At 59.0% G+C, this 24,235-nt stretch carries 17 protein-coding genes; 1 reads left to right on the forward strand and 16 read right to left on the reverse strand.

The features are described from left to right. Positions 1-154: 154 nt before the first annotated feature. The 3 genes from BK658_RS13250 to BK658_RS13260 form a co-directional block, all read right to left on the reverse strand. The gene (locus tag BK658_RS13250; RefSeq protein ID WP_123582671.1) at positions 155-1,426 is read right to left on the reverse strand and encodes a hypothetical protein; all 1,272 of its coding nucleotides are present in this window, start codon (positions 1,424-1,426) and stop codon (positions 155-157) included. Positions 1,427-1,666: 240 nt separating this feature from the next. Continuing rightward, entirely contained in the window at positions 1,667-2,491 is an 825-nt protein-coding gene (locus tag BK658_RS13255) for an SDR family oxidoreductase (protein WP_123582672.1), read from the reverse strand. A gap of 39 nt (positions 2,492-2,530) precedes the next feature. Further along, positions 2,531-2,995, reverse strand: a complete 465-nt coding sequence (locus BK658_RS13260) for a multidrug transporter (RefSeq protein ID WP_123582673.1) — start codon at positions 2,993-2,995, stop codon at positions 2,531-2,533. Positions 2,996-3,184: 189 nt separating this feature from the next. On the opposite strand from BK658_RS13260, the gene BK658_RS13265 reads away from it, so the two are divergent. Next, positions 3,185-5,668 (forward strand): RHS repeat domain-containing protein, encoded by a 2,484-nt coding sequence (locus BK658_RS13265; protein ID WP_123582684.1) that lies wholly within the window; start codon positions 3,185-3,187, stop codon positions 5,666-5,668. A gap of 84 nt (positions 5,669-5,752) precedes the next feature. Here the strand turns inward: BK658_RS13265 and BK658_RS13270 are convergent, their stop codons facing one another. The 13 genes from BK658_RS13270 to yaaA form a co-directional block, all read right to left on the reverse strand. Beyond that, entirely contained in the window at positions 5,753-7,204 is a 1,452-nt protein-coding gene (locus BK658_RS13270) for a mannose-1-phosphate guanylyltransferase/mannose-6-phosphate isomerase (RefSeq protein ID WP_123582674.1), read from the reverse strand. A 309-nt stretch (positions 7,205-7,513) separates the two neighbouring features. Continuing rightward, positions 7,514-8,167, reverse strand: coding sequence for an alginate O-acetyltransferase AlgF (locus BK658_RS13275; protein WP_123582675.1), 654 nt, complete (start codon positions 8,165-8,167; stop codon positions 7,514-7,516). A 14-nt stretch (positions 8,168-8,181) separates the two neighbouring features. Beyond that, the gene (locus BK658_RS13280) at positions 8,182-9,357 is read right to left on the reverse strand and encodes an alginate O-acetyltransferase (protein ID WP_123582676.1); all 1,176 of its coding nucleotides are present in this window, start codon (positions 9,355-9,357) and stop codon (positions 8,182-8,184) included. An 11-nt stretch (positions 9,358-9,368) separates the two neighbouring features. Continuing rightward, positions 9,369-10,925: an MBOAT family O-acyltransferase gene (locus BK658_RS13285; RefSeq protein WP_123582677.1), complete on the reverse strand. Its 1,557-nt coding sequence runs from the start codon at positions 10,923-10,925 to the stop codon at positions 9,369-9,371. Between the two features lie 197 nt (positions 10,926-11,122). Further along, complete coding sequence (locus BK658_RS13290; protein ID WP_123582678.1) at positions 11,123-12,247, reverse strand: mannuronate-specific alginate lyase; 1,125 nt, start codon at positions 12,245-12,247, stop codon at positions 11,123-11,125. 8 nt (positions 12,248-12,255) lie between these two features. Further along, a complete protein-coding gene (locus tag BK658_RS13295; RefSeq protein WP_123582685.1) occupies positions 12,256-13,704 on the reverse strand; it encodes an alginate O-acetyltransferase in 1,449 nt (482 codons plus the stop codon). 11 nt (positions 13,705-13,715) lie between these two features. Then, positions 13,716-15,308, reverse strand: a complete 1,593-nt coding sequence (gene algG, locus BK658_RS13300; protein ID WP_259740079.1) for a mannuronan 5-epimerase AlgG — start codon at positions 15,306-15,308, stop codon at positions 13,716-13,718. A 26-nt stretch (positions 15,309-15,334) separates the two neighbouring features. Further along, entirely contained in the window at positions 15,335-16,819 is a 1,485-nt protein-coding gene (locus BK658_RS13305) for an alginate export family protein (RefSeq protein ID WP_123582680.1), read from the reverse strand. Then, positions 16,816-18,318 carry an alginate biosynthesis TPR repeat lipoprotein AlgK gene (algK, locus tag BK658_RS13310; RefSeq protein ID WP_123582686.1) on the reverse strand — a complete coding sequence of 501 codons (1,503 nt, stop codon included), beginning with the start codon at positions 18,316-18,318 and terminating at the stop codon, positions 16,816-16,818. The genes BK658_RS13305 and algK overlap by 4 nt, the downstream gene beginning before the upstream one ends. A 15-nt stretch (positions 18,319-18,333) precedes the next feature. After that, complete coding sequence (locus BK658_RS13315; RefSeq protein WP_123582681.1) at positions 18,334-19,503, reverse strand: alginate biosynthesis protein Alg44; 1,170 nt, start codon at positions 19,501-19,503, stop codon at positions 18,334-18,336. A gap of 35 nt (positions 19,504-19,538) precedes the next feature. Next, positions 19,539-21,020, reverse strand: coding sequence for a mannuronan synthase (gene alg8, locus BK658_RS13320; RefSeq protein WP_185019820.1), 1,482 nt, complete (start codon positions 21,018-21,020; stop codon positions 19,539-19,541). Positions 21,021-21,095: 75 nt separating this feature from the next. Then, positions 21,096-22,412 (reverse strand): nucleotide sugar dehydrogenase, encoded by a 1,317-nt coding sequence (locus BK658_RS13325; protein ID WP_123582682.1) that lies wholly within the window; start codon positions 22,410-22,412, stop codon positions 21,096-21,098. A gap of 803 nt (positions 22,413-23,215) precedes the next feature. Further along, positions 23,216-23,995 carry a peroxide stress protein YaaA gene (gene yaaA / locus BK658_RS13330; protein ID WP_054593903.1) on the reverse strand — a complete coding sequence of 260 codons (780 nt, stop codon included), beginning with the start codon at positions 23,993-23,995 and terminating at the stop codon, positions 23,216-23,218. Positions 23,996-24,235: the final 240 nt, after the last annotated feature.

Here is a 24,235-nt window from a genome sequence, read left to right on the forward strand (position 1 = left end):
TAATGTGCGTCAGCAGCTTGGTGGTGTCCAGATGCAGGATGGCTGACAAGGGCCACTGAAGGTGCGGGCGTTTATTGATTTCATGAAGGTTAAAGGCTGACCACACAGCTCTAACGAGGTGTGTGGTCAGGGGCGCTTGGCAGGGTAGGGAGAATCAGCCCTGATAGCCGTAAACGTGGCCGAGTGCGCCACCTAAGCCCAGGGTGTTGCCCGCCAGCAGAATGCGGCCGGTTGTTTGTGTTTGTAGAAGCGCTGGTGTGGTCACCAGTTGAGTGTCTTCCTGGATGCAACCGTTTTGACCGAAGCTTCGGTCAACGGAGCCGTTAGCCAGATAGCGGGCGATATACAGGCGACTGGAACCGCCAGCGGTGACGATACTGCCATCCGCCTGCCGGGTCGCACACACCCACTCGTTCCCATGGTCGGCATTGAACGAAGTCAATACCGGGCGACCCTGATTGAACTCGGGGAATGGGTTGCCGGTCGTGTCGAAGCCCACGAGCAGACCCCAGTTTCGTTGACCGGAACTTGCCTGGCCAATACCCACGACGTTGCCTGCGGCGGTGTCGATAAGTTCGTGGAAGATAACCGTACCATTCGGAATGTTCACAAGGGAGAAACCGGGTGTCTGAGTGCCGCCAAAGTTAGTATCAAGTTCACCCGTGTGAGTATAACGAGCGACATAGCCTTGTGTTTCAGACTGTGAATGTCGAGCACTGCCCGCGACCAGAATAGTGTTGTCAGCCTGCACTCGGATGGCAGTGACTGACAGACCAGTGAACGCGTGATGATGGATCTCGAGTTGTCCGGTTTTATTGAAACTTTTATCCAGATTGCCATGAGTATCGACTCGCAACACCACACCGGTAGAGGTGTCCCCCTTCAAGTAGGTTGCGCTGACGAGGAGGGCTCCGTCGGCCAGCAATTGCAGGGTGCTGGAGTCGTCAACCAACTCCCCGAGGGCGCTGTTTTCAATGACTACGCAGCCCTGTTCACCAAAGCTGTGGTCAACCAGGCCATTGATATCGAAGCGAGCAATGACCAGGCGTTTCGGGCTGTAAACGTCTACTTCTCGGGACCAGCCCAGCATGATGATGTGGCCGTCGTCCCGAACGGCGAGCTTGCCGCCTGTCGAGTCGTATCCATTGGCGAAGTTGCCTTGCGCCAGGCCCATGTCGGCAAACGAGGTGTCGACGCTGCCATCAGGATTGAAGCGTGCCAGACCATAGATCCCTTTCAGGTCGCGGGCCAGCCATGCACTCACCAGAATCTTGTCGTCTGCCAATACGGTGAAGCCTTTCACATGCCGGTCGGTGTCAAGTGCGTGCTTGAGTTCAAACAGAGTGATAACGCCGTCGAGACCGAAATGCGGGTCACGGTCTCCCGGGACGAAAAAAGTAATCTGGTTATGGGTAATAGCGTCCATGGTATTTACCTTGTATGAATTTAAGTATCCGATATGAAGAGCGGATTAATTGTTTTTTAGATGTGGTTTTTCATGGGCCTGATAGGCAGGCCTCATGAGTGAGCAAGTTATAGAACGATAGGCGGTATTACTATATTTAGTTGCTGGTTTAATGTATTTGTTTATGTCTGTTATTTGTTTGGTTGGTGGAGGTTTGTTGCGGTTGGCTGCGGAGCGATGTCCGCAGCGCAAGGGCGGATGTTAGAGCATGTTATTGAGCGCGAACTTCTTTTTCAGGATGACATCGAGCAGACTTCTGGGCAACAACGCGGCCATTAATGGCAGCGCCCGGCTGCCATTGCCCAAACGCAACAAGTGCGGCGGTTTGCCGTGTTGCACAGCCTTGAGCAGATCGTTGGCAAACGTGCTCGCCGGGGTCGGGTTGTTCTGAGAGGCCTTGGCCCGAGCGCGAATTCCCTCGCGTAACGGCCACCAGGGCGATTGTTCGGTGATCAACAGTTCGGCTTCAACGCCTGCGTTCTTCGCGAAACTGGAAGCGATGGCGCCGGGCTGGACTTCCATCACCCGGATGCCGAACGGCGCCAGTTCCATGCGCAATGCATCGCTCAAGGCATGCACCGCGGCTTTCGAGGCGCAATAGGCACCGGCGAACGGCGTGACCAAAACGCCGGAGACGCTGCCGATATTAATCACTAATCCCTTGGCGCGGCGCAGCACGGGAAACAGCGCGCGGGTGACACCGACCACGGCAAACACATTGGTTTCGAACTGCCGTTGCATCGCCGCTACACCGCCGTCGAGCAGTGGCCCCATGGCGCCGTAACCGGCGTTGTTGATCAGCACGTCAAGGCCGCCGTGTTGCTGGTTGATCCGCTCACTCAATTGTTCGAGTGCCGGCCCGTCATTGACGTCCAGTTGCACCGCGGTGAACCCGGCCGCGGCGAGTATCGCCACGTCCTCAGCCTTGCGCGCGGTGGCCAAGACCTCGAAACCGGCGCCTTTGAAGGCATCGGCCAGAGCGCGGCCGATGCCGCTGGAACAACCGGTGATTAATGCGACGGGCATGGCGCGGTCCTTGTGCAAGGAGAAGGGTGGAGAAAAGGATCAGTCAGAGAAACTACCTTGCAAATGCTCGGCGCGAAACTCCAGGGTTTGCGGGCGATAGCCCGGACGCAGCGGCGGCATGGGCAAGCAGTCCTCCCACGTCGCGCCGGCCTGTAATTCTCCGGGGCCACGGTAGCGCGGCGCGGCGTATTGATTGTCGGCCAGATTGACCGTATCGCCCGGCGCATAGGCGGCGATCCGCCAGCGCAACTCGGTCAGCGGCACGTCGTTGCCGTTGTTCAGCTTCAGTTCCAGCGGACGATCCGCCGGGCAGTGTTCCGGTGCGTAGGTGATGCGCAACTCCAGCCGCGCGAGTTGCTTGATCTCGCGGTTGTCCAGCCACATGACCCAGGTCGCGACCAACCCCAGCCCGATGGCCGCCGCCAGAGACACCGGCAAGGCCTTGGCCGGGTAGCGTAGCAACAGGATCAACCAGGTGATGACCAGCAGGACGCCGATGAACATGCTTCAAACCCTCCCAGGGTGCATGGTTATCATCCTACCGAAGGCCTGCACTTCTGGACATCGGCGCAATGCATTGGATGCCGTTGGTCGGCACTGTAATTTCTGACAGTAGCCGTTGTTGTCTGGAGTGAGCTACATCTTGCAGACAAACAAGAAGGAAGTTGCGCTGTGCAGGCTCGGACCAGCGGCATGCATTTCAAGACACCCCGACTCGTGGTCAGTGATCCGCGAGGCTTGTCTGTACGCACGGTGGATTATTATCGCGGTGAAGAGGGTGCAGCGTCGCAAGCGCGGATCAGTCGTAGCATGTTCGATAAGGCAGGACGTGCCATCGAACAGTGGGATCCGCGGCTCTGGGACCTGCAAAAGGATGATCCCAAGACTCCGGCCAACCAGACAACGGTTTACTCACTTTCTACCAAGGCTTTGAAAACGCTCAGTGTCGACGCCGGGATGCGCGTGCAGTTGTTGGGACTTGCCGGTGAGCCGTTGCGAAGCTGGGACAGTCGCTGCACTCGGCAGGAGATTCGGTACGATCGCCTGTTGCGACCATTGGCAGTGCTTGAACAAGACCTTTTCGCGGAACGCTTCGAATACGCGGGACCAGATGACGCGAGTCGCGAGCGCAATCAGTGCGGTCAGCTGATTCGTCACGACGACCCGGCGGGAACGCTTCTCTCCACTGAGTTCGACATTCGCGGCAACTGCATCCGCGAGGCCCGACGTTTTACCGTTGATCCCGTTCAACCTGACTGGCCGCTATTGCCCGACGAGCGCGAGCTACTGCTGGAGTCGCAGTTCTATGAAACCCTGCGGTGTTTCAACCCCCTTGACGATTTACACGAGCAGCGCGATGCCAAAGGTAATCGTCAGCAGCACCGTTACACCCTTGACGGCCGTGTGCGCGAAAGCCGTTTGAAACTGAACGGTGAAAGCGATTGGCAAACCGTTGTTAGCGCGATCGAGTACAACGCCGAGGGAAAAATCGAGCGGCAGGTGAGCGGTAATGAGGTGATCACGAGCCTGCGCTATCGACCCGAAGACGGTCGATTGATGGAGCGCAAGGATCACAACGGCAAGGTGTTGCAGTGGCTGATTCATGACTATGACCGAATGGGCAATGTGTTGAGCATTACCGATGCGGCAATGCCCGTGCGTCACTTTGCCAATCAGAGCATCGATCCTGTCCGGAGGTATTGCTATGACAGCCTTTACCGATTGATCGAGGCATTCGGTTGGGAGGCGAGTGCGCCCAATAGAGGGCCGCAAGTGCATGCACCGAATGATCCCGCCGCTGTACGAAATTACCAGCAGACGTACGAATATGACGCTGGCGGCAATCTGCTCAAACGCACTCATGTCGGTGCTCGAAGCCTTGGGCTGGAAATGACGGCTGCGCTGTACAGCAACCGCTGTCTGCCGTTTCGCCCGGACGGCCAGCCACCGACGCAGGAACAAATCGCAGCCGCTTTTGATGCCAACGGTAACTTGCTTGAGTTGAGTCCCGCTGGCGTCATGACGTGGGATCTGCGTAACCAGTTGCAATCGGTGTCCCCTGTAGAGCGCAACGTCGAACCTGACGATTGCGAGGTCTATGGCTACGACGGACACAGGCAGCGTGTTCGCAAGGTTCGCTCACTGCAAACCAATGCCCGCACCGTTGTTTACGAGGTGCGTTATCTATCGGGGCTGGAATTACGTATCAACTCGGGCACTGGAGAATTGCTGGAGGTGATAACCCTCCAGGCCGGGCTCAATAACGTGCGGGTATTGCATTGGCCGTCAGCAGCGCCGCGAGGCATTGCCAACGTTCAATACCGCTACAGCCTTGCCGACCATCAGGATTCCTGCACCATTGAGCTCGCTGGCGACGGCAGTGTAATCAGTCAGGAAGTCTTTTATTCGTATGGCGAGACCGCCTGGAGCGAGGGCGTAGACCGTCATAAAACCCTTCGCTATTCGGGCAAGGAACAAGATGCGACAGGACTCTGCTATTTCGGATTCAGGTATTACGCCGCGCGCTTGCAGCGCTGGATCAACCCTGACCCCGGGGGAACCATCGACGGCCCGAATCGATACCGGGCCATGCGCAACAATCCGCTGTTCTATCGTGATGAAGATGGTCTGATGCCCACGCCGAATCAAAAAGCCGAGAGCGGTAGTCGCCTTGAACCTGCCAATACACGCGGCCCGGAGTTTCCTGTAGCACTCCCGCAAGTGCTTGCTGAGCAAAGGGAAACAGTGGCCAGCGTCCTTCAGGTTGGCGGCAAGTTCATTTCATTTTCCAAGAACCCGTTGGTCGGTGCTATCGGAAGTATTATGGAGGCGGGGGGGAGGTTGTTGGAGGTGTCTGATGCTCAAGCGCAAATGAAGTCCAGACAACAGAGCAGTATCAAAGCCCTGGCAGTCGAGGGCGTCTCTGTAGAAGGGGCGACGGCATTTGCTGTTGATCGACCGACTGCGAGCTTTTTAGCGGCTTCCGAAGTTCCAGTATCTGATAGCGCCGCATTGCCGGCGAGTTCGCCCAGTCCTCTGGCACTTCGTTTACTGGCTGCGGGGTTCAGCCCGCCTGTTGCTGAAACCGTACCTATGACGGTTCCTGCCGAAGAACCTCAAGTGGCCGTGCGTAAACGCAGCAGATCCGGTTCCGTTGGGCGCGCCATGCCAATCTAGGGTCCCACTAAAAAGCCCCCACCCAACCCACTGCGGACAGGGAACGCAGTCGGCTGGACAGGGGCTTGGTGTTTTACCCATCAATTACTGCGCGATGGTTTTCACCGACATGCCACGTTCAATCGGCGTAGACCGACCATAAATATCCTCAAACCGCTCGATATCGTCTTCGCCCAGATAGCTGCCCGATTGCACTTCGATGATTTCCAGCGGGATCTTGCCCGGGTTGCGCAGGCGATGAACCGAGGCGATCGGGATATAGGTCGACTGGTTTTCACAGAGCAGGAACACGTTTTCGTCGCAGGTCACTTCGGCGGTGCCGCTGACCACGATCCAGTGCTCGGCGCGGTGGTGGTGCATCTGCAAGGACAGGCAGGCACCCGGCTTGACCGAGATGTGCTTGACCTGGAAGCGTCCGCCCATGTCCACCGAGTCGTAGGAACCCCACGGACGGTAGACCTCGCAGTGGGTCTGGGTTTCGCTGCGGCCCTGTTCGTTGAGGGTGTTGACCATCTGCTTGACGCCTTGGACCTTGTCCTTGTGGGCGATCATCATGGCGTCCTTGGTTTCGACCACCACAATGTTCTCAAGGCCAATCACCGACACCAGTTTGCCGTTGCCGTGGATCATGCAGTTGCGGCTGTCCTGGATCACCACATCGCCTTTGGTGACGTTGCCGTTGGCGTCTTTTTCATGCACGTCCCACAGCGACGACCAGCAACCGACATCGCTCCAGCCAGCCAACAATGGCACCACGCAGGCGCGTCGGGTTTTTTCCATCACCGCGTAGTCGATGGAGTTGTCCGGGCAGCAGGCGAAGGTGGCTTCGTCGAAGGTGATGGTATCGGCCTCCTGTTCACTGCGTTCCAGGGTCAACAGACAGGTGTCGTAGATATCCGGATCGTGCTTTTTCAGCTCTTCGAGGAAGCGACTGGCGCGGAACAGGAACATGCCGCTGTTCCAGAAATAACCGCCGGCCTCGACGAACTCGGTGGCGCGTTTCACGTCGGGTTTTTCAACGAAGTGCGAAACCCGGCTGACACCTTCGGGCAGCAACGCATCGTTGGCGGACTTGATGTAGCCGTACCCGGTTTCCGGTTTGGTTGCCGGTACGCCGAACAGCACCATTTCACCGCGCTCGGCAGCCACGGTGGCCAGGGCCAGGGCGCGTTGCAGGGCTTTCTGGTCTTCCAGTACGTGGTCGGCCGGCAGCACCAGCATCAATTCATCACGACCTTCATTGACCAGCATCATCGCGGTCATCGCCACCGCGGGTGCGGTGTTACGGCCGAAGGGTTCCATGAGGATGCGCTGGGCTTCGAGTTTACGGTTGCTCAGTTGCTCGTTGACGATGAAACGGTGGTCCTTGTTGCAGACCACGATCGGGCTGTCCATGCCGTCGAACACCAGGCGTTCGAGGGTTTGCTGGAACAGCGTTTGCTCACCGGTCAGGGCGAGAAATTGCTTGGGGAACTGTTTGCGCGAAAGCGGCCAAAGACGTGAGCCGCTACCACCTGACAAGATCACTGGAATCATGGTGTTACTCCTTCAAAATCGTAATGGGTTAGAGCGACGAAGTTTTGTCGTTTCACTCTTGTTCTTATTTCGTATCGGTCACCTTTTTTGGGTGACCACAATGCCGGTCGGTCCAAAGACTGTGGCGAGCGGGCTTGCCCGCGTTCGGCTGCATAGCAGTCGTAAAACCGTTGCGCGCGTTCGATCTGGCACACCGCGATCGCCTGATTTGGGACCGCTGCGCGCTCCAGCGCGGGCAAGCCCGCTCGCCACAAGTACTTCACTTGACTCGATACCTATGATGATCGGCAGGCATTCCAGGCAAATTCATTAACGCGTCGAAACCGGGCGTTTTACCCAGACTGGCGACAGGCTGCTGCCGCTGCCGGTGATGTAGAGCACTGCCGCTTCACCGCGCTCCAGGGCGACCGGCTTCACGTCGCTGACTTTCTTGTCGCCATCGAACAGCGCCAGGCTGACTTTCACCGGGTTGATTTCACGTTCGCCACGGCTCTTGGCAGCGACGGCCTGGACCACTTCGGTCTTGCCGTCGGCGGTCTTCAGGGTCAGCGCCTTGTCACTGAGGTTCTGCACGCGGACCAGGGATTTCTGCTTGTTCTTGAACGGTGGTTCTTCGATCAGTAGCGGCTGGCCGCTGGCGTTGTTGACCAGGGTGTAATAGTGGTCGGCGGCGAGTTTCAGCGGCACGCTCTGGCTACCGACCTTGGCGCTGTAGTCGCCACCGGGCATGAAGCTGAAGTCACTGCTGCCCAGTGGCGCGACATCGCTGATGGCGGTGCTGCCGACGCTGGCGCTGACTTCGGCGTTGCTGGCGTTGTAGATGCGCACAAAGGTCGAGCCTTTCGGTGCGGTCGGGCCGTAGAGGGCTGCGTCGCCTCCGGCGAAGGCCTGGGACAGCAGACCCATACCTGCTACGAGGACAAAGGTCTTGGCGAGACGACGAGGATTTGTAGTGAAAGTCATAGGAGTTACCTTTTTCAGTTTTGCGCCCGGTCGGGCGTCTCGGATTTGCGGTTAATCGCTACGTTTTGCTGACGGGCACCGGCTTGTTTGAGTGCCGCGACCCACTGTGGGTCGGCGTCGCCGATTTCGTTGTTCACAGGCAGATAACGTTCAGGAAACTCCCATATCAGCACCTGTGGCGGGCTGTTCTTGAAAGCATCGCTTTTCAGGTAGCTGAGCATCGGCAGGATCGGGCCATGGCCGTCTTCGGCGTAATTGACCACGTCGCTGTGCAGCGCTTGCTTGAGCGCGCCGACAAAGTTCCAGTTCGGGTTGGCGCTATAGCTGGTGCCGATCAGCGCCACGGGCACTTCGTTGTTGGCGAACAGGGCGTCGTCACCGGCAGGCTGGTTCTCAACCGCGTGGGTGTTGCGCTTTTGCAGGGGCTCTGGCGCGGGCATCAGGTTTTCGAACAGCGGGTCCAGCGGCAAGAACAATCTCAGGTCGCCCTTGTGGCTGACTTGCTCCGCCGGCTCGGTGACAAAGCGCTGCGGCTGGCCGCTGAGCGGGGTTTTGTCGGCGATGGTTTTGGCCAGTTGTTCGGCGGCAATTTGCGCGCCCTCTGGCGTCCAGTGCGTGTCGGTGCGCAGGAACACTTGCTGGCCGTTCTGCTTGGCTTTTTGCAGCGGGCCGAGCAGGTCGGGGGCGAGGATTTTGTCGGCGGCAACTCGGGCATGGAAATCCTTGTAGAGGTCGGCGTGGATGCGCGCCGGTTTCACTTCACCCAGGTGTTCCGGGTACAGGCGAGTTTTGGCCGGGACAATCGCCATCACCAGTTGCACGCCTTTGGCTTTCAAGGTTTGGCGTACGCCTTCGACCAGCGCGTAGTTGCCTTGCAGGTTCAGCTCTTCGTTGACCACCGGGTTGAATTCTTCATCGCTGTACAACCACTGATCGCGACCGAGCACCACGCCCGGACGACCTTCGTTGAACAGTTTGAAATCAAGTAGTGCCCAGAGATTGGTGCCCAGGCGTTTGATCGGGAAGTGGTCGTCGTAGTGGGTCTCAACGGCTTTGCTCCAGCGGCCGTTGAGGACGGTTGCATCGGCGTTGGTGCTGAAGCCAAAGAAGCTGCGCACTGACCACAGGCCCAGGGCCAACAGGGTCACCAGGAACAGGGCGATGTAGAACAGGCGTAATGAGCGGGTCATGGTCAGATCCCTCAGAACTGGAAGTAAAGGAACGGCGAGAAGCTTTGTGCCGAGAGTTTCAGGATTGAAGCGATGAACAGCAGCAGCACCAGCGCACGCATGGCATAACGAGGCCAGTCCGCGACCCAGTAGGCCGGTTGCACTTGGGCATCAACACCCACGCTGTAACCCGGCGTATGGAGACTGCCGGGGTTGTCGCCCGGGACGGCTTTGATCAGACCAGGTTGCGCAGTGCCTGGACCGTCAGCTTCGACGGGCTTGCTCTTGACCGCTGGCCGATGACTGTAGAAATCGCGCAGCCCAAAGAACGCCAGCGTGGCGTACGCCACCACCAGGGTCGCGACTTGCAGACCAGTGAGGCTGGCGCGGTTGAGTTCCGACAGCGACCACTCGCTGAAGCTGAACATCGCGCCATACATGCGGCCGGCAACGTGCAGGTTCTCCGCACGGAAAATCACCCAGCCCATCACCACCAGCAGGAAGGTCAGCGCCCAGCGGATCGGGTTGAAACTGCGAGGCGAGGTGTTCAGGCCGATGGCTTTTTCAATCGCCAGCCACATGCCGTGCCAGGCACCCCAGACGATGTAGGTGATGTTCGCGCCATGCCATAGACCGCCGAGCAGCATGGTCAGGAACAGGTTGCGGTAGGTGATCAGCGTGCCTTTGCGGTTACCGCCCAAGGTGATGTAGAGGTAGTCGCGCAGCCAGGTCGACAGGCTGATGTGCCAGCGGCGCCAGAACTCGGTGATCGACTGGCTGATGTACGGCTGCTTGAAGTTTTCCATGAAGCGGAAACCCATCATCAAGCCCAGGCCGATGGCCATGTCGCTATAGCCGGAGAAGTCGAAATACAGCTGAGCGGTGTAGGCGAGGGCGCCGAGCCAAGCGTCGCCCGTGGTCGGGTTCTGCAGGGCGAAGCAATGGTCGGCGACCACCGCCAGGGTGTCGGCGATGAACACCTTCTTGATGAAACCCTGCATGAACCGCGTCGCACCTTCGGAGAATTTATCGAGGGTGTGGGTGCGGTTGTTGAACTGATCGGCCAGGTCGCGAAAGCGCAATACGGGGCCGGCGATCAGGTGCGGGAAGATCGCGACGAACGCCGCGAAGTCGATCAGGTTGCGGGTCGCCGGAGTATCGCCACGGTAGACGTCGATGATGTAGCTGATGGACTCGAAGATGTAGAACGAGATACCGATCGGCAGCAGCACGTGGGTCAGGATGAAGGGCGACAGGCCCATGGAGGTCATGATCGCGTTGATGCTGTCGACCCCGAAGTTGGCGTACTTGAAGTAGCCGAGGATGCACAGGTCCACCGCCACGCCGAGCAACAGCCAACGCTGGGCTGGTCGGGTCCGCACGCCGGCGGCACCGACTTTCAGGCCGATCCAGTAGTTCCACAACGTGACGCCGGCAAACAGCAGCAGGAAGTCCACGCGCCACCAGGCATAAAACACATAACTGGCGATCAGCAGTAGCAGGTTGCGATAGCGTTGCCCGCTCAAGTAGTACAAGCCGAGAAAGATCGGCAAGAACAAAAACAGGAACACATTGGATGAAAACACCATCCTGATCTCTCCTTGTGTAACCAACAGTCAAGGGCCAACGGCCCCCCCAAACCCCCCGTGAAATCCGGGGGGCATATCACTCGACTCACGTCTTGCACTGACCCTGTGGGAGCGAGCCTGCTCGCGATTGCGGTTCGACATTCAGCATCGATGTCGACTGACACTCAGTCATCGCGAGCAGGGGATTTGTGTTCGGCTTATGAACCTTTGTTGCCCTTCTCATGCGAAGGGTCATAAACCTTGGTCAAATCCCCGCCCAGTCGAAAGCTCTTGAACGGCTGCATCGCATGCTTGCGTTCCAGCACATCCGCCGGGCAGGTGTAGAGCGTGCAGAAGGGTTCGAGCCAGGCGAATTTCGAGTCGATTTTCAGGTCGGTCATGTCTTGGTCCTTGCCGTTCTTCTGCTCGAACGTTTGCGGATCTTTCACCCCGGCGAGCACTCGGTCGGCGAGACGTTTCAGCGCGCCGTTGTTTTCCTGGCGCAAGTCCACACCGTTGACCTGAGCAAAACTGGCGATCATCGCCAGCGGTGGCAGGGCGTAGTTGTGATAGGCCAGCGCCCGTTGCTGGCGCTTGAGCTCGTTGGGCAAGAAGCCCTGAGCGTCGACCTGATTGGCGCCGACCTTGTATTCCTTCACGGCCCAGTCAAACAGGTCGCGGCGGTTGGTCGCGACCGACGTCGCCATCACCGACCAGGCGGCCCAGTACGAGTGGTTGTTGGTTTGCTCGAGCGGCAGGTTGTCCCAGTCGCTGACCACCTGATCGGCCATCTTGCTGAACCAGGCCTCGATCACTTGTGCTTCCTGCTGATGCGTTGCCAGCGGATGGGAATCGGAGAACTTCAGGCGGATATAGGCCGAGGCCATGCTGCCCAGCGCCCATTTGCGCATTGATTTGCCGGTGTGGTTGAAGTCCCTGGACATCAACGCATCGGCCTTGGCCCAGGCGGTGAGCCAATTGAGCGTGCACTCCAGTTGTTCCGGGCGACCGTCGCGCATGAACTGCATCACCCGTTTGCTGGTGCCGCGTTCGAGTGTGGTGATGTCGGACGTGGTGTCGCGGAAGGCTTTTTCCGATGCGACGTTGAGGGTCGACCGCGCCTTGTCGGAGCCTTCGTATTTGCTGCGAAATTGCAGGGCGCCGGTGTACGGCGTCGGCATCGCATCGCAACCGTCGCTGTTGTCGCCGTTCTTGAATTTTTCCACAGGCGCAAAATAACCCTGTGGCGGGCGCAGCGGCGCAGCGGCTTGCGTTGCCCCGGCAAACATCGCCAGGCTCAAAAGCGTAGGTGCAAGCAGGGTTTTCAGTTTCGTGTTTCGCATGACTGACCTCATTGCCCGGCCTGAGCGGTACGTTGCTCAGCACCCGGGAACACGTTGCGTTTGCAGATTTTCGCTTCGACTTTTTGTGGCGCAGCACCCGCTTCCGGGCCCTGGATTTCGACGGCCAGCAGGTTCTGCGTGGCCCAGTCTTCATCGGTGCGCAATTCAAAGGCGAAACGCCCGTCGGTATCTGCGGTGTGGGGTTTGTCGATCTTGATGTCTTCGTGGCGACCGTTCATGTACCAGAGAGTGGCCTGCAGGGTTTTCACCGATGGATCGGCGAAACGGATGTCGACCTGATGGTCGCTGTTGCGCAGGTCCATGTTCTTGCTGTTGACCATCAACTCGTTTTTGCCCAGCTTGAGCGTTGTGCTGCCGGACATCCGTGCCTCTTTGCCTTCGCAGCCGTTATCGAGCAGCGCCATCATCTGGCGGTAGATGGTTTGCTGGTCGAGGCGATAGAGCGGCGAGAATTCCCAGATGAGGATTTTCGGCGGCTTCTTCTGGAAGTCGTCACTGCCCAGGTACTGCAGCATCGAACCTTCCAGACCGCCGCCGGGGAAGGCGACGTTGAGAATGTCGGCGCCAATGGCCTCTTCGAGGAACCCGGCGAAGTTGTAGTTCTTGCCACTGTGGCTGGTGCCGACCAGGGTGATTTCCGGGTTGCCGGAGTCGCCGAACAGGTCGCCGTCTGCAGCAATGCCTTTCGGCTCGGTGGTGAACTGGTCCATGTACTGGATCGCGTAACTGGTACCGCAGAGCTGCCCGGCCATGTTGTGCAGGGTGCCGGTCTTGCCCATGCGCCCGGACCTTTTGGTCTCGAATTCACGCTTGGGAATGCCGGCGAAGGCCGGGAGTTGCTTGACCTTTTCGGCGACGATTTTTGCCGTGCGCTGGGCACCGTAAGGCGTCCAGTGCTGGTCGCCACGGAAGTAGAAGTCGTGGGCCGGCAGGGTGTCTGACAGCGATTCGTTGGTCAGCGGCGACAGGTCCGGCACCACATAGCCCATCTCGGCAAAACGCCCGAGCATGCCCTGGTAATTTTTCAGCGCCTTGTCGTAATCGAACGCGGCTTTTTCTTGCGGGTTGAGCTTGTTGCGGTTCACCAGACCACGGGTCGGCTGATACACCACCACCAGTTCAACACCTTTGCTCTTGAACGCGTCGTGCAATTGCTTGAGCCGGCGATAGCCTTCGGGCGTGGTATTGAACTCGGTGCGCAAGTCTTCCTGGGTACGGAACAACCAGTCGCCTTGGGCTTGCACCAGGGTGGTAAAGTTTTGCTGATAACGCGTGGTGTAGTTCTTCGCGTCGTGCGCTTCAGGGCACAGGTTGCAGCAGGGTTCGGCGCTGAAGTTCGGCGCCTTGGCATCGTCTGCACTCGCCGCAAAGCTTGCGGCAGACATTGCGGCAGTCAGGCCTGCGAGGCCGAACAGTTTGATCAAATGGGCTTTCATGAAAGTCATCCTCAGTCGCGCATTTCGGTCTGGCGTTCGACGGGGTCGATCAGCACGGCTTTCTGTTGGCGCACCAGCAGGTCGAGGATTTCATCCTGGCGCTCGCCAAGGATTCCCGAGAAGCTGATGCCACTGGATTTGGTCGGGGCGAGCATCGACACCCGGTACAACTCGACGCTCAATGGCGAGTCGATGGACAGCGGTCCGCTGCCATTGGCCGCCAGTTCGCCACCGACGACGATCAGCGAGACCTCGGCATCGAACGGGTCGAGCTTGATGTCGCGGTCGGTGTCGGTGAGGTCCTTGATGTGCCCATAGACCCCGGTCAGGCCGTTGTTCATGGCGACGTTTTCGTAGAGGCGAATGTTCACGCTGTTACGAATGCGGATGCCGTGGCGCTGGTTGCTGATCACCTTGTTGCCCCACAACAAGTTATCGGCACTCTCGTAGAGGGTGATGCCGTCGGTGTGGTTGCGGTAGATCTCGTTGTAGGCGATCAGGTTGTTGACGCTGTTACGGTCGATCACCAGCCCCGAGAGGTGGTTGTCGTAACTGCGGTTGTTGACGATGAAGCTGTCGTTCACTTCGCGGGAAATGATGATGCCGTGCTTCTTCTTCGTTCCATGCACCGTATTGTCGGCGATGATCAAGCCGTGGGAACGGTCGTGGGGGTCGATGCCGTAGACGATGTTGTCGCGGTAGGTATTGCCCTTGATCACGAAGTCGCGGGTTTCATAGCAGTAGAAGCCGTACCACATGTCCGAGAATTCGGAGCCGATGATCCAGCCGGTCGGTTCCGGGCGCTTGAGCACCTTGGCCATGCTCGGCGTGTACTGGGAAATACTCACCCCGTAGGACTTACTGTTGGAGTAACCGAAACTGGCCAGCTTGCTGTTGACGATGTAGGTCTGCGTGCCGCCCCAGGCCAGCAGGAACGGGCGGAAGTCCTTGGGCGAACGGAAGGTCGCCGGGCCGTTGTCCTTCTCGCGCCAGCCAGTGATTTTGCTGTCACGCACAAACAACTGACCGTCGTTGATCATGAACGAGCCGGCCTCTTCGGACAGGCGCAATTCCTGGGTATGTTGGTCGATTTCGAGGATGCCTTTTTGCCCGACCACGATCGGCAGCCTGGCGAGGAACACGCCGGGTGAGGTTTCGCTGAAGTACTGCTTGGGCAGCTTTTGAGTCAGGTCCTTGAGGTTGATGTAACCGTCGTCGATGAAGATTGCCTGAGGAATGCCGTGTTGACGTACCACCCATTCAGCCATCTTGTTATCGCCGCCGATGAAGTCCTTCAAGGCGTCTTCCTGCATCATCCGGCGCACGCTGATTTTGCCGGCCTTGCTGCGCACGATCTTCGCCGCGACGGCTTGCGCGGTATAGCCGGACAGGTCGGGCAGTGTCGGTGCGGCCAGTTCCAGTGATGCGGTCGGCGCGCTGCTGACGGTATAGGTCTTGGCCTGTTGCAGTCCCTTGGCCACGGTCGCTTGCTGCCCTTTTGGGACAGGTGCTGCCGGCTCGACGTTGGCGAACACCGCTGAGCTGGTCAGCAGCATCGCGCCGACCAGCAGGCTGAGCGAGCCTTTGAACGCTGGGTTGTTCATCTGGGGCACTCCCTTGGCGGCTCGCATCAGAAGCGCCAGATCACGTCGATGAACGCACGGTGCATGTACGAGTCGACCTGTTTGCCGTAGGCATCGCCTGGCTTGAACACACCGCCACGAAAGCGCACCAGCGCCGAGGGCTCATCGATAGATTGACTCAGGCCGGCCGGCAACAGGCCTTGCTTGAAGTACTTGGTGACCACCAGATCCACTTCCTGGCCGAGATCGGTCTTGCCATCGACCAGCGGCAACGAAGTGCTGGACAGCAGCGCGCCGGTGACGTCGTCGAAGTTATTCTCGACCGCGTTGATGCCGTTGCTGCCGACCGGCTTGTTGCCGTCGACGCGCCAGAACTTGTGATAGACCAGGCTGGCGTCGTAATCGTCCTGCAGCATCCAGGAGCCGAACAGACTGGCGCTCTGCATGTTGTTCATTTCGCCACGGAAGGCCTCGCCGAAACGGTGAACCCGTGAGCGCGTACCGGTGTAGTTCGAGCGGTTGCTTTGCAAACCGTTTTGCTCATAGTCAGCGCTGGAACGGGCGTAGGCCGCACCGACTTGCCATTGCGGATCGAGGCGCAGACGCACGCCAAGGTCGGTAGCCCAGCCGCTGATGTCACCATTTTTCGAGGCATCGATCGGGCGGCTGCCGTCGGCGTTCAACGGGTTGACGGTGTCGCGGTTGCCGCTCATGCCGGTGACGCTGGCCCAGTAATTGACGGTGTTGGTGTTGCGCCAGTTGTAGGCGTCGCTGTTGGCTTCCACGCCGAGCCAGCTCAGGTCACCGTTCTGTTTCTTGGCGAGTGAGTCGGGCGCTTCGCCGGGTGTCGGAAAGTCGAGCTTGCCGTCATCGTGGGTGTGATGAGCGCGCAGGCCGACCCACTGACCGGGCGTCCATTGGGTCGCGATATCACCAAAGACGTGCAGACGATCCTTGTCCTTGGGCGCGAGTTCGGTGAGGTCGGTGCGGTACTCGCTGAAGCGTTCGGCGACGCCGACATTGGCCCGCAACAGGGTGGTGTCGAAGGTCCAGTTCAGCGCTTCGATGTTGGTGTCGCGCCATTGGCCGTCGTCGTTGCGCAGACGTTGGCGACCGAGCTTCAGTTGCTCGCCGGGGTAGGGTGTGAGGCCGCTGTAACCGATCCAGAACTCACGCATCGCCAGGTAGTTTTTCTTGCTCTGGCGGCCGTTGTTGCCGCTGCTCTGGGCGCCTTGCGTATCGGACTGCAAGGTGTCGGTTTCGACAATGTCGGTCGCGGTCACAGCCTGGCCCATGGCGTAGGCACTCCAGTTGCCGCTTTCACCGTAGACCCAAGGACGCAGGTCCAGGCCCACACCGTTGACGTCGCCGCCGGGCTTGGTGCCAAGGTCGCTGTCGTCTTCGGACTGGCCAGTGACTTTCACTTCCAGGCCGTAGTTCTTGGTGTCGGTCATCGCGGCCAATGTCGGGCAGGACCACAACAGGGCGAAGGTCAGGCCGATTCCGGCTTGAACGAATGGATTGAGCTTCATAGGGATTCCTCGCCGTCTTTTTCTTGCAGGGCCTCAACTTGCAGCGTGCTGTGGCTCACCGTGCCGCGTACGGCCTGTTCCTGTTTCAACAGGCGTTGGGCCTCGGCTAGCTGCGCAGGCGGCAATTGGGTTTCGAGTGTTTGCGCCAGCTCAGTGGCTTGTGGGGTGTTTTGTGTCTTGGCCAACTGGCTGAAGACATAGGCGTTGAGCGGGTTGGGCTTGGTGCCCTTGCCTTGGGAAAACAACTGGGCGATGGCGAAGTCGGCGCTGTTCTGGCCGTTACGCGCTGCGGTCAGCAAGTGGTCCAGAGCTTTTTGCGAATAGACCTTGCCCAGATAGCCACGGCGGTAGATCTGGCCGAGGTAGTAATCGGCGGCGACTTCCTTGCCGACGGCTTTCTGGAAGTGTTCTTCGGCGACCTTGGCATCGGCCGGCACCCATTTGCCTTCGTAGTAGAGCTTGCCCAGCAACAGTTCGGCACGCGGCTGATCGGCGGCGCGGCCGTTGTTCAGGTATTCCATCATCTTGTCGACGTCACCCAACTCGGGGAAGTCGTAGAGCAACTGCGCCAGGCTGACCCACGACGCCGGGTAGCCGGGTGCGATCTGCTCCAGCATGGTTTGCGCGGTTTTTTCGTCCGGTTTGCCAAGGCTGGCATCGCCGAGCACGCGGGCCACGCTGTCCATGCGCTGGGCGGACACTTTGCCAAGGCTGTAACCGGCTTGCAGTTGCTTGAGCAATTGGGCCTGTTGTTCCGGTTGGGCACGTTTCTGATAGACCGTGGCCAACTCGACATAGCAGATGTCGGTGGTGTTCAACGCGGCTTTGCAGATGCGCTCGACGTCATCCAGGTGCTGGTCGTAAGTGCCTTGTGTGCGATACAGCAGCACTTGCGCCAGACCGGCTTCCGGGTAACGGGCGGCGCGCCACTGGCTGATCTGCTGCTGGGCGTTGATATTCGGGAAGCTGTGGGGATATTGCAGGTACAGCATGGCCAACGGGATCAGCGTGTTGCCCTCGCCATTGGCAAAGGCTTTCTTCAGCAGACCTTGCGCCTCATGTTGCTCGGCTTCGGTCGATCCCGGTTTGGCTACCAGCAGACGACCCAGGCGCGCTTGTGCTCGCGGCGAGGTCTCGGCGGCGGCGCGGTAAGTGGCTTCGGCGGCTTTGATCTGCGCCGGGTCGCGGCTTTCCACCTGAATATCGGCCAGACCGACCTGTGCTTCGCTGTAACCCAGTTCGGCCAGTTGTTTGTAGTTCTGCTGCGCGAGCGCAGTGTCGCCGCGCTTCAGCGCTTCATTGGCCAGGCGCTGGTCGGGCAGGCCGGCGCAACCGCTGAGGCTAACCGCGAGGGCGACTGCGCACAGTGTTCCCATGTGGGAGCGAGCCTGCTCGCGATGCGGGCGATCAGGTGCAGCGGACAGATCGCGCTGATCCCATCGCGAGCAGGCTCGCTCCCACAGGGTTTGCGGTGTATTGAGGATAGGTGGAGTGGTCACAGGCATGTCCTCCGCTTAAAGACCCGCGGCCATGGCTTTGTCGATCAGCCAGTTCACGGATGGGCCGCGGTCGCTGCTGACTTCCACTGGGCGACCGGCGAAGGTGCTGTCCAGTGGCGCATCAGGCTTGATCTGCACGCGGATGTCGGACGACAGGTCTTCGCTTTTCAGGCTGGTGCTGCTGACGATGGTGCCGGTGCGCGCAGTGTCTTCGCCGGCGATCTGGAAACTCACCTTCGTACCCGGGCGCACATCAGCGAACTGGCGATAGGAGAAGCGCGCTTCGACGTTGGCCTGGCTGCCCTGCGGCACCAGTTTGAAGATCACGTCGCCTTTGCTGGCGTACTGACCGTCGGCGACCATTTGTTGGGCCACCGTGCAATCGCAGGGCGAGGTGAGGGTGCCGATCATCTGTTTGCCGAACAGCTCTTCAACCTTGGCCGGCTGCAACTGGTTTTCGTCCAGGTGTCCTTTGAGTACATCGAGCATGCTGGTGCTGAACGTCGCCAGCGGCGCGCCCTTGGCCGCAACGCCGTCGGTTTTGATCAGGCTTTGTACGGTGCCATCGCGGGGCATGGTGACGTTCATGCCTGAAACGCTGACCAGACCGGCCTGGGCGTGGCTGACGAAGTACATGCCGTACACCGATTTGAGAACGAACCCGAACGCTGCGAGGCCGACGACGAAAATCCCCAGGCTGAAGGTCACTGCCCGCAAGCGCCCGAAAGCGCTCATGCCGTGGCCACCGTCCTTGACCTTGCGCGCCTTGGTGAAGTTGTCGCGTTGCAGGGTCGCCAGCACATCGCCCATGGTCACGATGTCACCGGACAGGTGCGAAGTGATCAGCTGGCGCAGAGTCGAGATGTCCTGCGGTTCGAGGTTCTGGAACTGGCAACCGGTGCGGCCGGTCTGGCGGTCGAACGAGCGAATCAGTATCTCGACGTCCATGGCCAGGCCGAGGTTGTCGATCAAAAATTGCAGCCGACCCTTGTGCACGTCGCCGACCTTGAGCGGTATCTGCCCGGCATTGAAGCTCAGGCCTCCGGCGGACAGGTCGATGAGCCGTGTGTCCACAGGCGTACGGTCGGGGCCGAAGAAGCGCAGCTTGGCCGGGATTTTCACCCGGGCGTGTTGGCGTTGGGCTTCGGATTCATGCACTACGTTGACGTTCGCGGCGGTATTCATTGGGGGTATTTCCTCGTTAATTCAGGCAAGGCAGGTCAGACCATCAACAGCAGCACGGCGACGAAGATGCTGCCGGCGGAGAAGGTCATGGTCCGAGACGACCAGGTGTTGAACCAACGTTGAAAGCTGGCCAGATCACGGGTCAATTTGGTGTCCTGACGGGTCCAGGACTGTTGGTCGAGGCGGAAGAACACGTAGATCTTCACCAGCGCGCCAACGATCTGGTTGTAATAAAGAATCGCCGGGTAAGCCGGGCCGATCTTGTGTCCCGAGCAGGAGAGCAACAGGGTCAGGATCAGGCGGGTAATGCCGATCCACAGCAGGTACACCAGGATGAAGGCGGTGCCGTATTTGAAGCTGGCGATCAGCGCCACGGTCAGGCCCAGCAGCGAGGTCCACATCGACACGCGCTGGTCGAACAGCACCACCGAGGTGAACAGGCCCAGGCGTTTCATCCCCAGGCCCAGTGCCCGGGAGTTCTGTCGCAGGTTGTTGCCATACCAGCGGAACATCAGCTTGCGGCTGGCCTTGATGAAGCTCTTTTCCGGCGGGTGTTCAACGGTGTTGATCGCCGCATCCGGCACGTAGAAGGTGTCGTAACCCAGACGCATCAGGCTGAACCAGCTGGACTTGTCGTCGCCGGTGAGAAACTTGAAACGGCCCAGGCGCCAGTGTTGCAGCGAGTCGCTTTCGACATCGGCGATGAAGTCCGGGTTGGTGACCACGGAGGCGCGAAACACCGACATGCGTCCGGTCATGGTCAGTACGCGCTTGGACAAGGCCATCGAACACATGTTGATGTGGCGCTGGGCGAAGCGCAGCTTGTGCCATTCGCTCATGATGTAGCCGCCGCGCACTTCGCAAAATTCGTTGGTGGTCAGGCCGCCGACGTTGCCGAACAGCTGGAACCACGGCACGGTTTTACGTACTACGCCTTCGGCGAGCACAGTGTCGCCATCGATCACCGCCACGACCGCGCGGTCGTCCGGCAGGTGGCGCGAGATGGCGCGGAAACCGAAGGCCAGGCCATCGCGTTTGCCGGTGCCGGGGATGCGCACGAAGTCGAGCTTGACCCGGTCCGGCGGGTTTATTTTGGCCCAGAGGCTTTTCACCAGCAGTTCATCGGACATTTCCACGATCGAGCAGACCACGGTGGTCGGGAGCTCGCACTCGATGGCCTCGCGAATCACCGAGCTGTAGACCTGCGCGGTGGTCAGCGCATCGATACGGAAACTGGTGACCATCAAAAAGACGTGGGACGGGTCTGCCGTCTTGCCGAGCTTGCGCACTTTGCGCCGCAGGTGCGGGTAGACCACGTAGAGAAACAGCATGCCGCGCAAAAAGTGCGTGGCACCCATCGAATAGCGCCAGATACCGACGACGCCAATCAGGAAAATGAAGTCCTTGGACTGCGAGTCGAAGGTGCTCACAGGCAGCGCCATGGCGATGCCCATCAATAAACTGAGGTAAAACAGCCAACCGGCAGCCTGAAGTAGGCGGTGCTTTAGCCTGTGCATAATCTGCATCCATTGTGTTTCGGCGATGAGCAGTCCGTGGGCGCTGGCGCAGCCTGCGCCCACGGGGAACGGCGGTTACCAGCAGATACCTTCGGTGCGGCCACTGACGCTGGTGGCTTTGGACATGAAGCCGACCAGGTCGACCACTTGCTTGCCGTGCGGCGCAGTCTCGGCCAGGGCGCGGAACTTCTCGTCGCGGTTGCCGAGGATGATCACGTCGGAGTTGTTGATCACCGAGTCGAAGTCCGAGTTGAGCAAGGACGAGACATGAGGAATCTTCGACTCGATGTAATCCTTGTTCGCACCGTGGACGCGGGCGTATTCGACGTTGCTGTCGTAGATGCTCAGGTCGTAACCCTTGCCGATCAGCATTTCCGCCAGTTCCACCAGCGGGCTTTCGCGCAGGTCGTCGGTGCCGGCCTTGAAGCTCAGGCCGAGCAGGGCGACTTTGCGTTTGTCGTGGCTGGAAACGATGTCGAAGGCGTTCTGCACCTGGGATTCGTTACTGCGCATCAGCGAGTTGAGCAGCGGCGCTTCGATGTCCAGGGAGCTTGCGCGGTAGGTCAGGGCGCGCACGTCCTTTGGCAGGCACGAGCCGCCAAACGCGAAGCCCGGGCGCATGTAGTACTGGGACAGGTTGAGGGTCTTGTCCTGGCAGACCACTTCCATCACTTCGCGACCATCGACACCGACCGCTTTGGCAATGTTGCCGATCTCGTTGGCGAAGGTCACTTTGGTGGCGTGCCAGACGTTGCAGGTGTACTTGATCATCTCGGCGACTTCGATGTCCTTGCGGATGATCGGCGCGTCGAGTTCTTCATACAGCGATTGCAGAACGTCACCGCTGGCCTTGTCGAACTCGCCGATGACGGTCATCGGTGGCAGGTCGTAGTCCTTGATCGCGGTGCTTTCACGCAGAAACTCGGGGTTCACGGCAACGCCGAAGTCGACGCCGGCCTTTTTGCCCGAGCAGTCTTCGAGGATCGGGATCACCACGTTCTTCACGGTGCCCGGCAACACGGTGCTGCGTACCACGATAGTGTGGCGGGTGGTTTTGTCACGCAGGACAAAGCCGATCTCGCGGCACACCGACTCGATGTAGTTGAGTTCCAGATCGCCGTTCTTCTTGCTCGGCGTACCGACGCAGATCATCGAAAGATCGGTGTCACGGATGGCTTCTGCGAAGTTGGTGGTGCCGCGCAGACGACCGGTCTGAATACCCTGGGTCAGCAGCTCGCCCAGCGCCGGTTCAACGATCGGAGATTTACCTGCATTGATCAGGTCGATCTTGTCTTTGGAAATGTCCACACCAACCACTTCGTGGCCTCGTGCAGACAGGCAACCGGCACACACTGCGCCGACGTAACCCAAACCAAATATGCTGATGCGCATCGCAATTACCTCTGTATTTATCACGCCATTAAAGGGGTGAAGTTAATAGTGTTCAGCGGTCGAAGTGCACTCGGAAGTGTGGATGGCAGGCGCCACAATACCGTGTGCAGGCATACTCAATTCCGAGTGTCTAAATAAGTGCACTCAAGGTGTGCGAAACTTGGCCTGAGGGTAAAGGCGTGCCCTGAACTGCAGCCGGCATTTCTTTTGAATACCGTGGTGCAAAAGGTTGGTGGCACTTGAAAGTTGGCATAAAGCCAGCAATATCAAGCACTCAGGTGCTCAGGTGAGCACGTTTACAGGCGGGCAGCCTTGGCCTTGTAGGGGATAGTAATGGTGCGTTATCTCCTGTTATTCCAAATAAGTGGCCTGAAAGCAAAGTTGAATATGACAACTTGGCAATAGGGGCGGCACGCTGTGTAAGTTATCTCGTACACGCTCAGAGATAGTCGTTACCGGTGGTATGAGCGGTGTATTTTCAGATAGTTCATGGCTGCCGATCCCGATTTTTTAAATTTATTGGAATAGTGCGAAAGATGGCACTGCTCTCATATTGATAGCACTTGCCGTTTCGGCCTTTATTAATGGGGAGTTAATTGCCGTGAATGGTTTTGTGCCACTACGTTTGAAAAAATTGCGTGCCACTACTGAAAAATTTCACGCTTGTCGAGTGAAAGAAATTTCATGAAAGGAGGTGGCGTGTTTTTGGCGTCATAAAAATGACGAATCAAGCAAGGGAAATGCTGGGACGGTCACGATTCGGCGCACGGACATTGATCAATGTCGTGCGCCATCGTGATGCTTTATTCGGGGGCGTGGTCGCGCAGGAAAACCAGGTTGTCGGGTTTCGACTGTTCAGCGCTGTAGCGGTAACCCTGCACGTCAAATTGCTTGAGCGCAGCCGGGTCGTTGATGCGTTCCTGGATCACGAAACGGCTCATCATCCCGCGGGCCTTCTTCGCGTAGAAGCTGATGATCTTGTACTGGCCGTTCTTCAGGTCCTTGAACTCGGTGTTGATGATCCGGGCGTTCAAGGCGCTGCGTTTGACCGCCGAGAAGTACTCGTTGGAGGCGAGGTTGAGCAGCACGTCATCGCCTTGCTCGGCCAGGGCTTCGTTCAGCCATTCGCTGATTTGCGTGCCCCAGAAGGCGTACAGATCCTTGCCGCGGGCATTGGCCAGTTTGGTGCCCATCTCCAGTCGATACGGCTGCATCAGGTCCAGCGGGCGCAGCAGGCCGTAGAGGCCCGAGAGCATGCGCAAGTGTTGCTGGGCGTAGTCGAAATCGGCTTCGCTGAAGGTCTGGGCATTCATGCCGGTGTACACGTCACCCTTGAACGCCAGCAGTGCCTGCTTGGCGTTGGCTGGCGTGAACGCTGGGGTCCAGCTGCCAAAGCGCGCGGCGTTGAGGCCGCCGATCTTGTCGGAAACGTGCATCAACTCGCTGATCTGTGCCGGGCTCAGTTCGCGCAGTTGCAGGATCAGCTCCTGGGAATGGTCCAGGTACTGCGGTTGAGTGAAACGCTGGGTGGCCGGCGGTGTTTCGTAATCGAGGGTCTTGGCGGGGGAAATCACCATCAGCATGAAGTCGTCTCCTTTAATCGTGCGGGGATTCTAGGGGGTTGTCCCGGTTGACTCCAGCTATCAAGGTCATAGGTGATCGGCGGTTTGGAGTCTGATCGTTCCCACGCTCTGCGTGGTAACGCCTCCCCGGACGCTCCGCGTCCGTCTCGGCTATGACGCAGAGCGTCATTGGCGGCATTCCCACGCGGAGCGTCACTAGTGTCCGGTAAAACTCTCTCATAGCTGAAGGCTGCCTTGGGC

It is taken from the genome of Pseudomonas brassicacearum, assembly GCF_003732175.1.
Classification (GTDB): domain Bacteria; phylum Pseudomonadota; class Gammaproteobacteria; order Pseudomonadales; family Pseudomonadaceae; genus Aquipseudomonas; species Aquipseudomonas brassicacearum_G.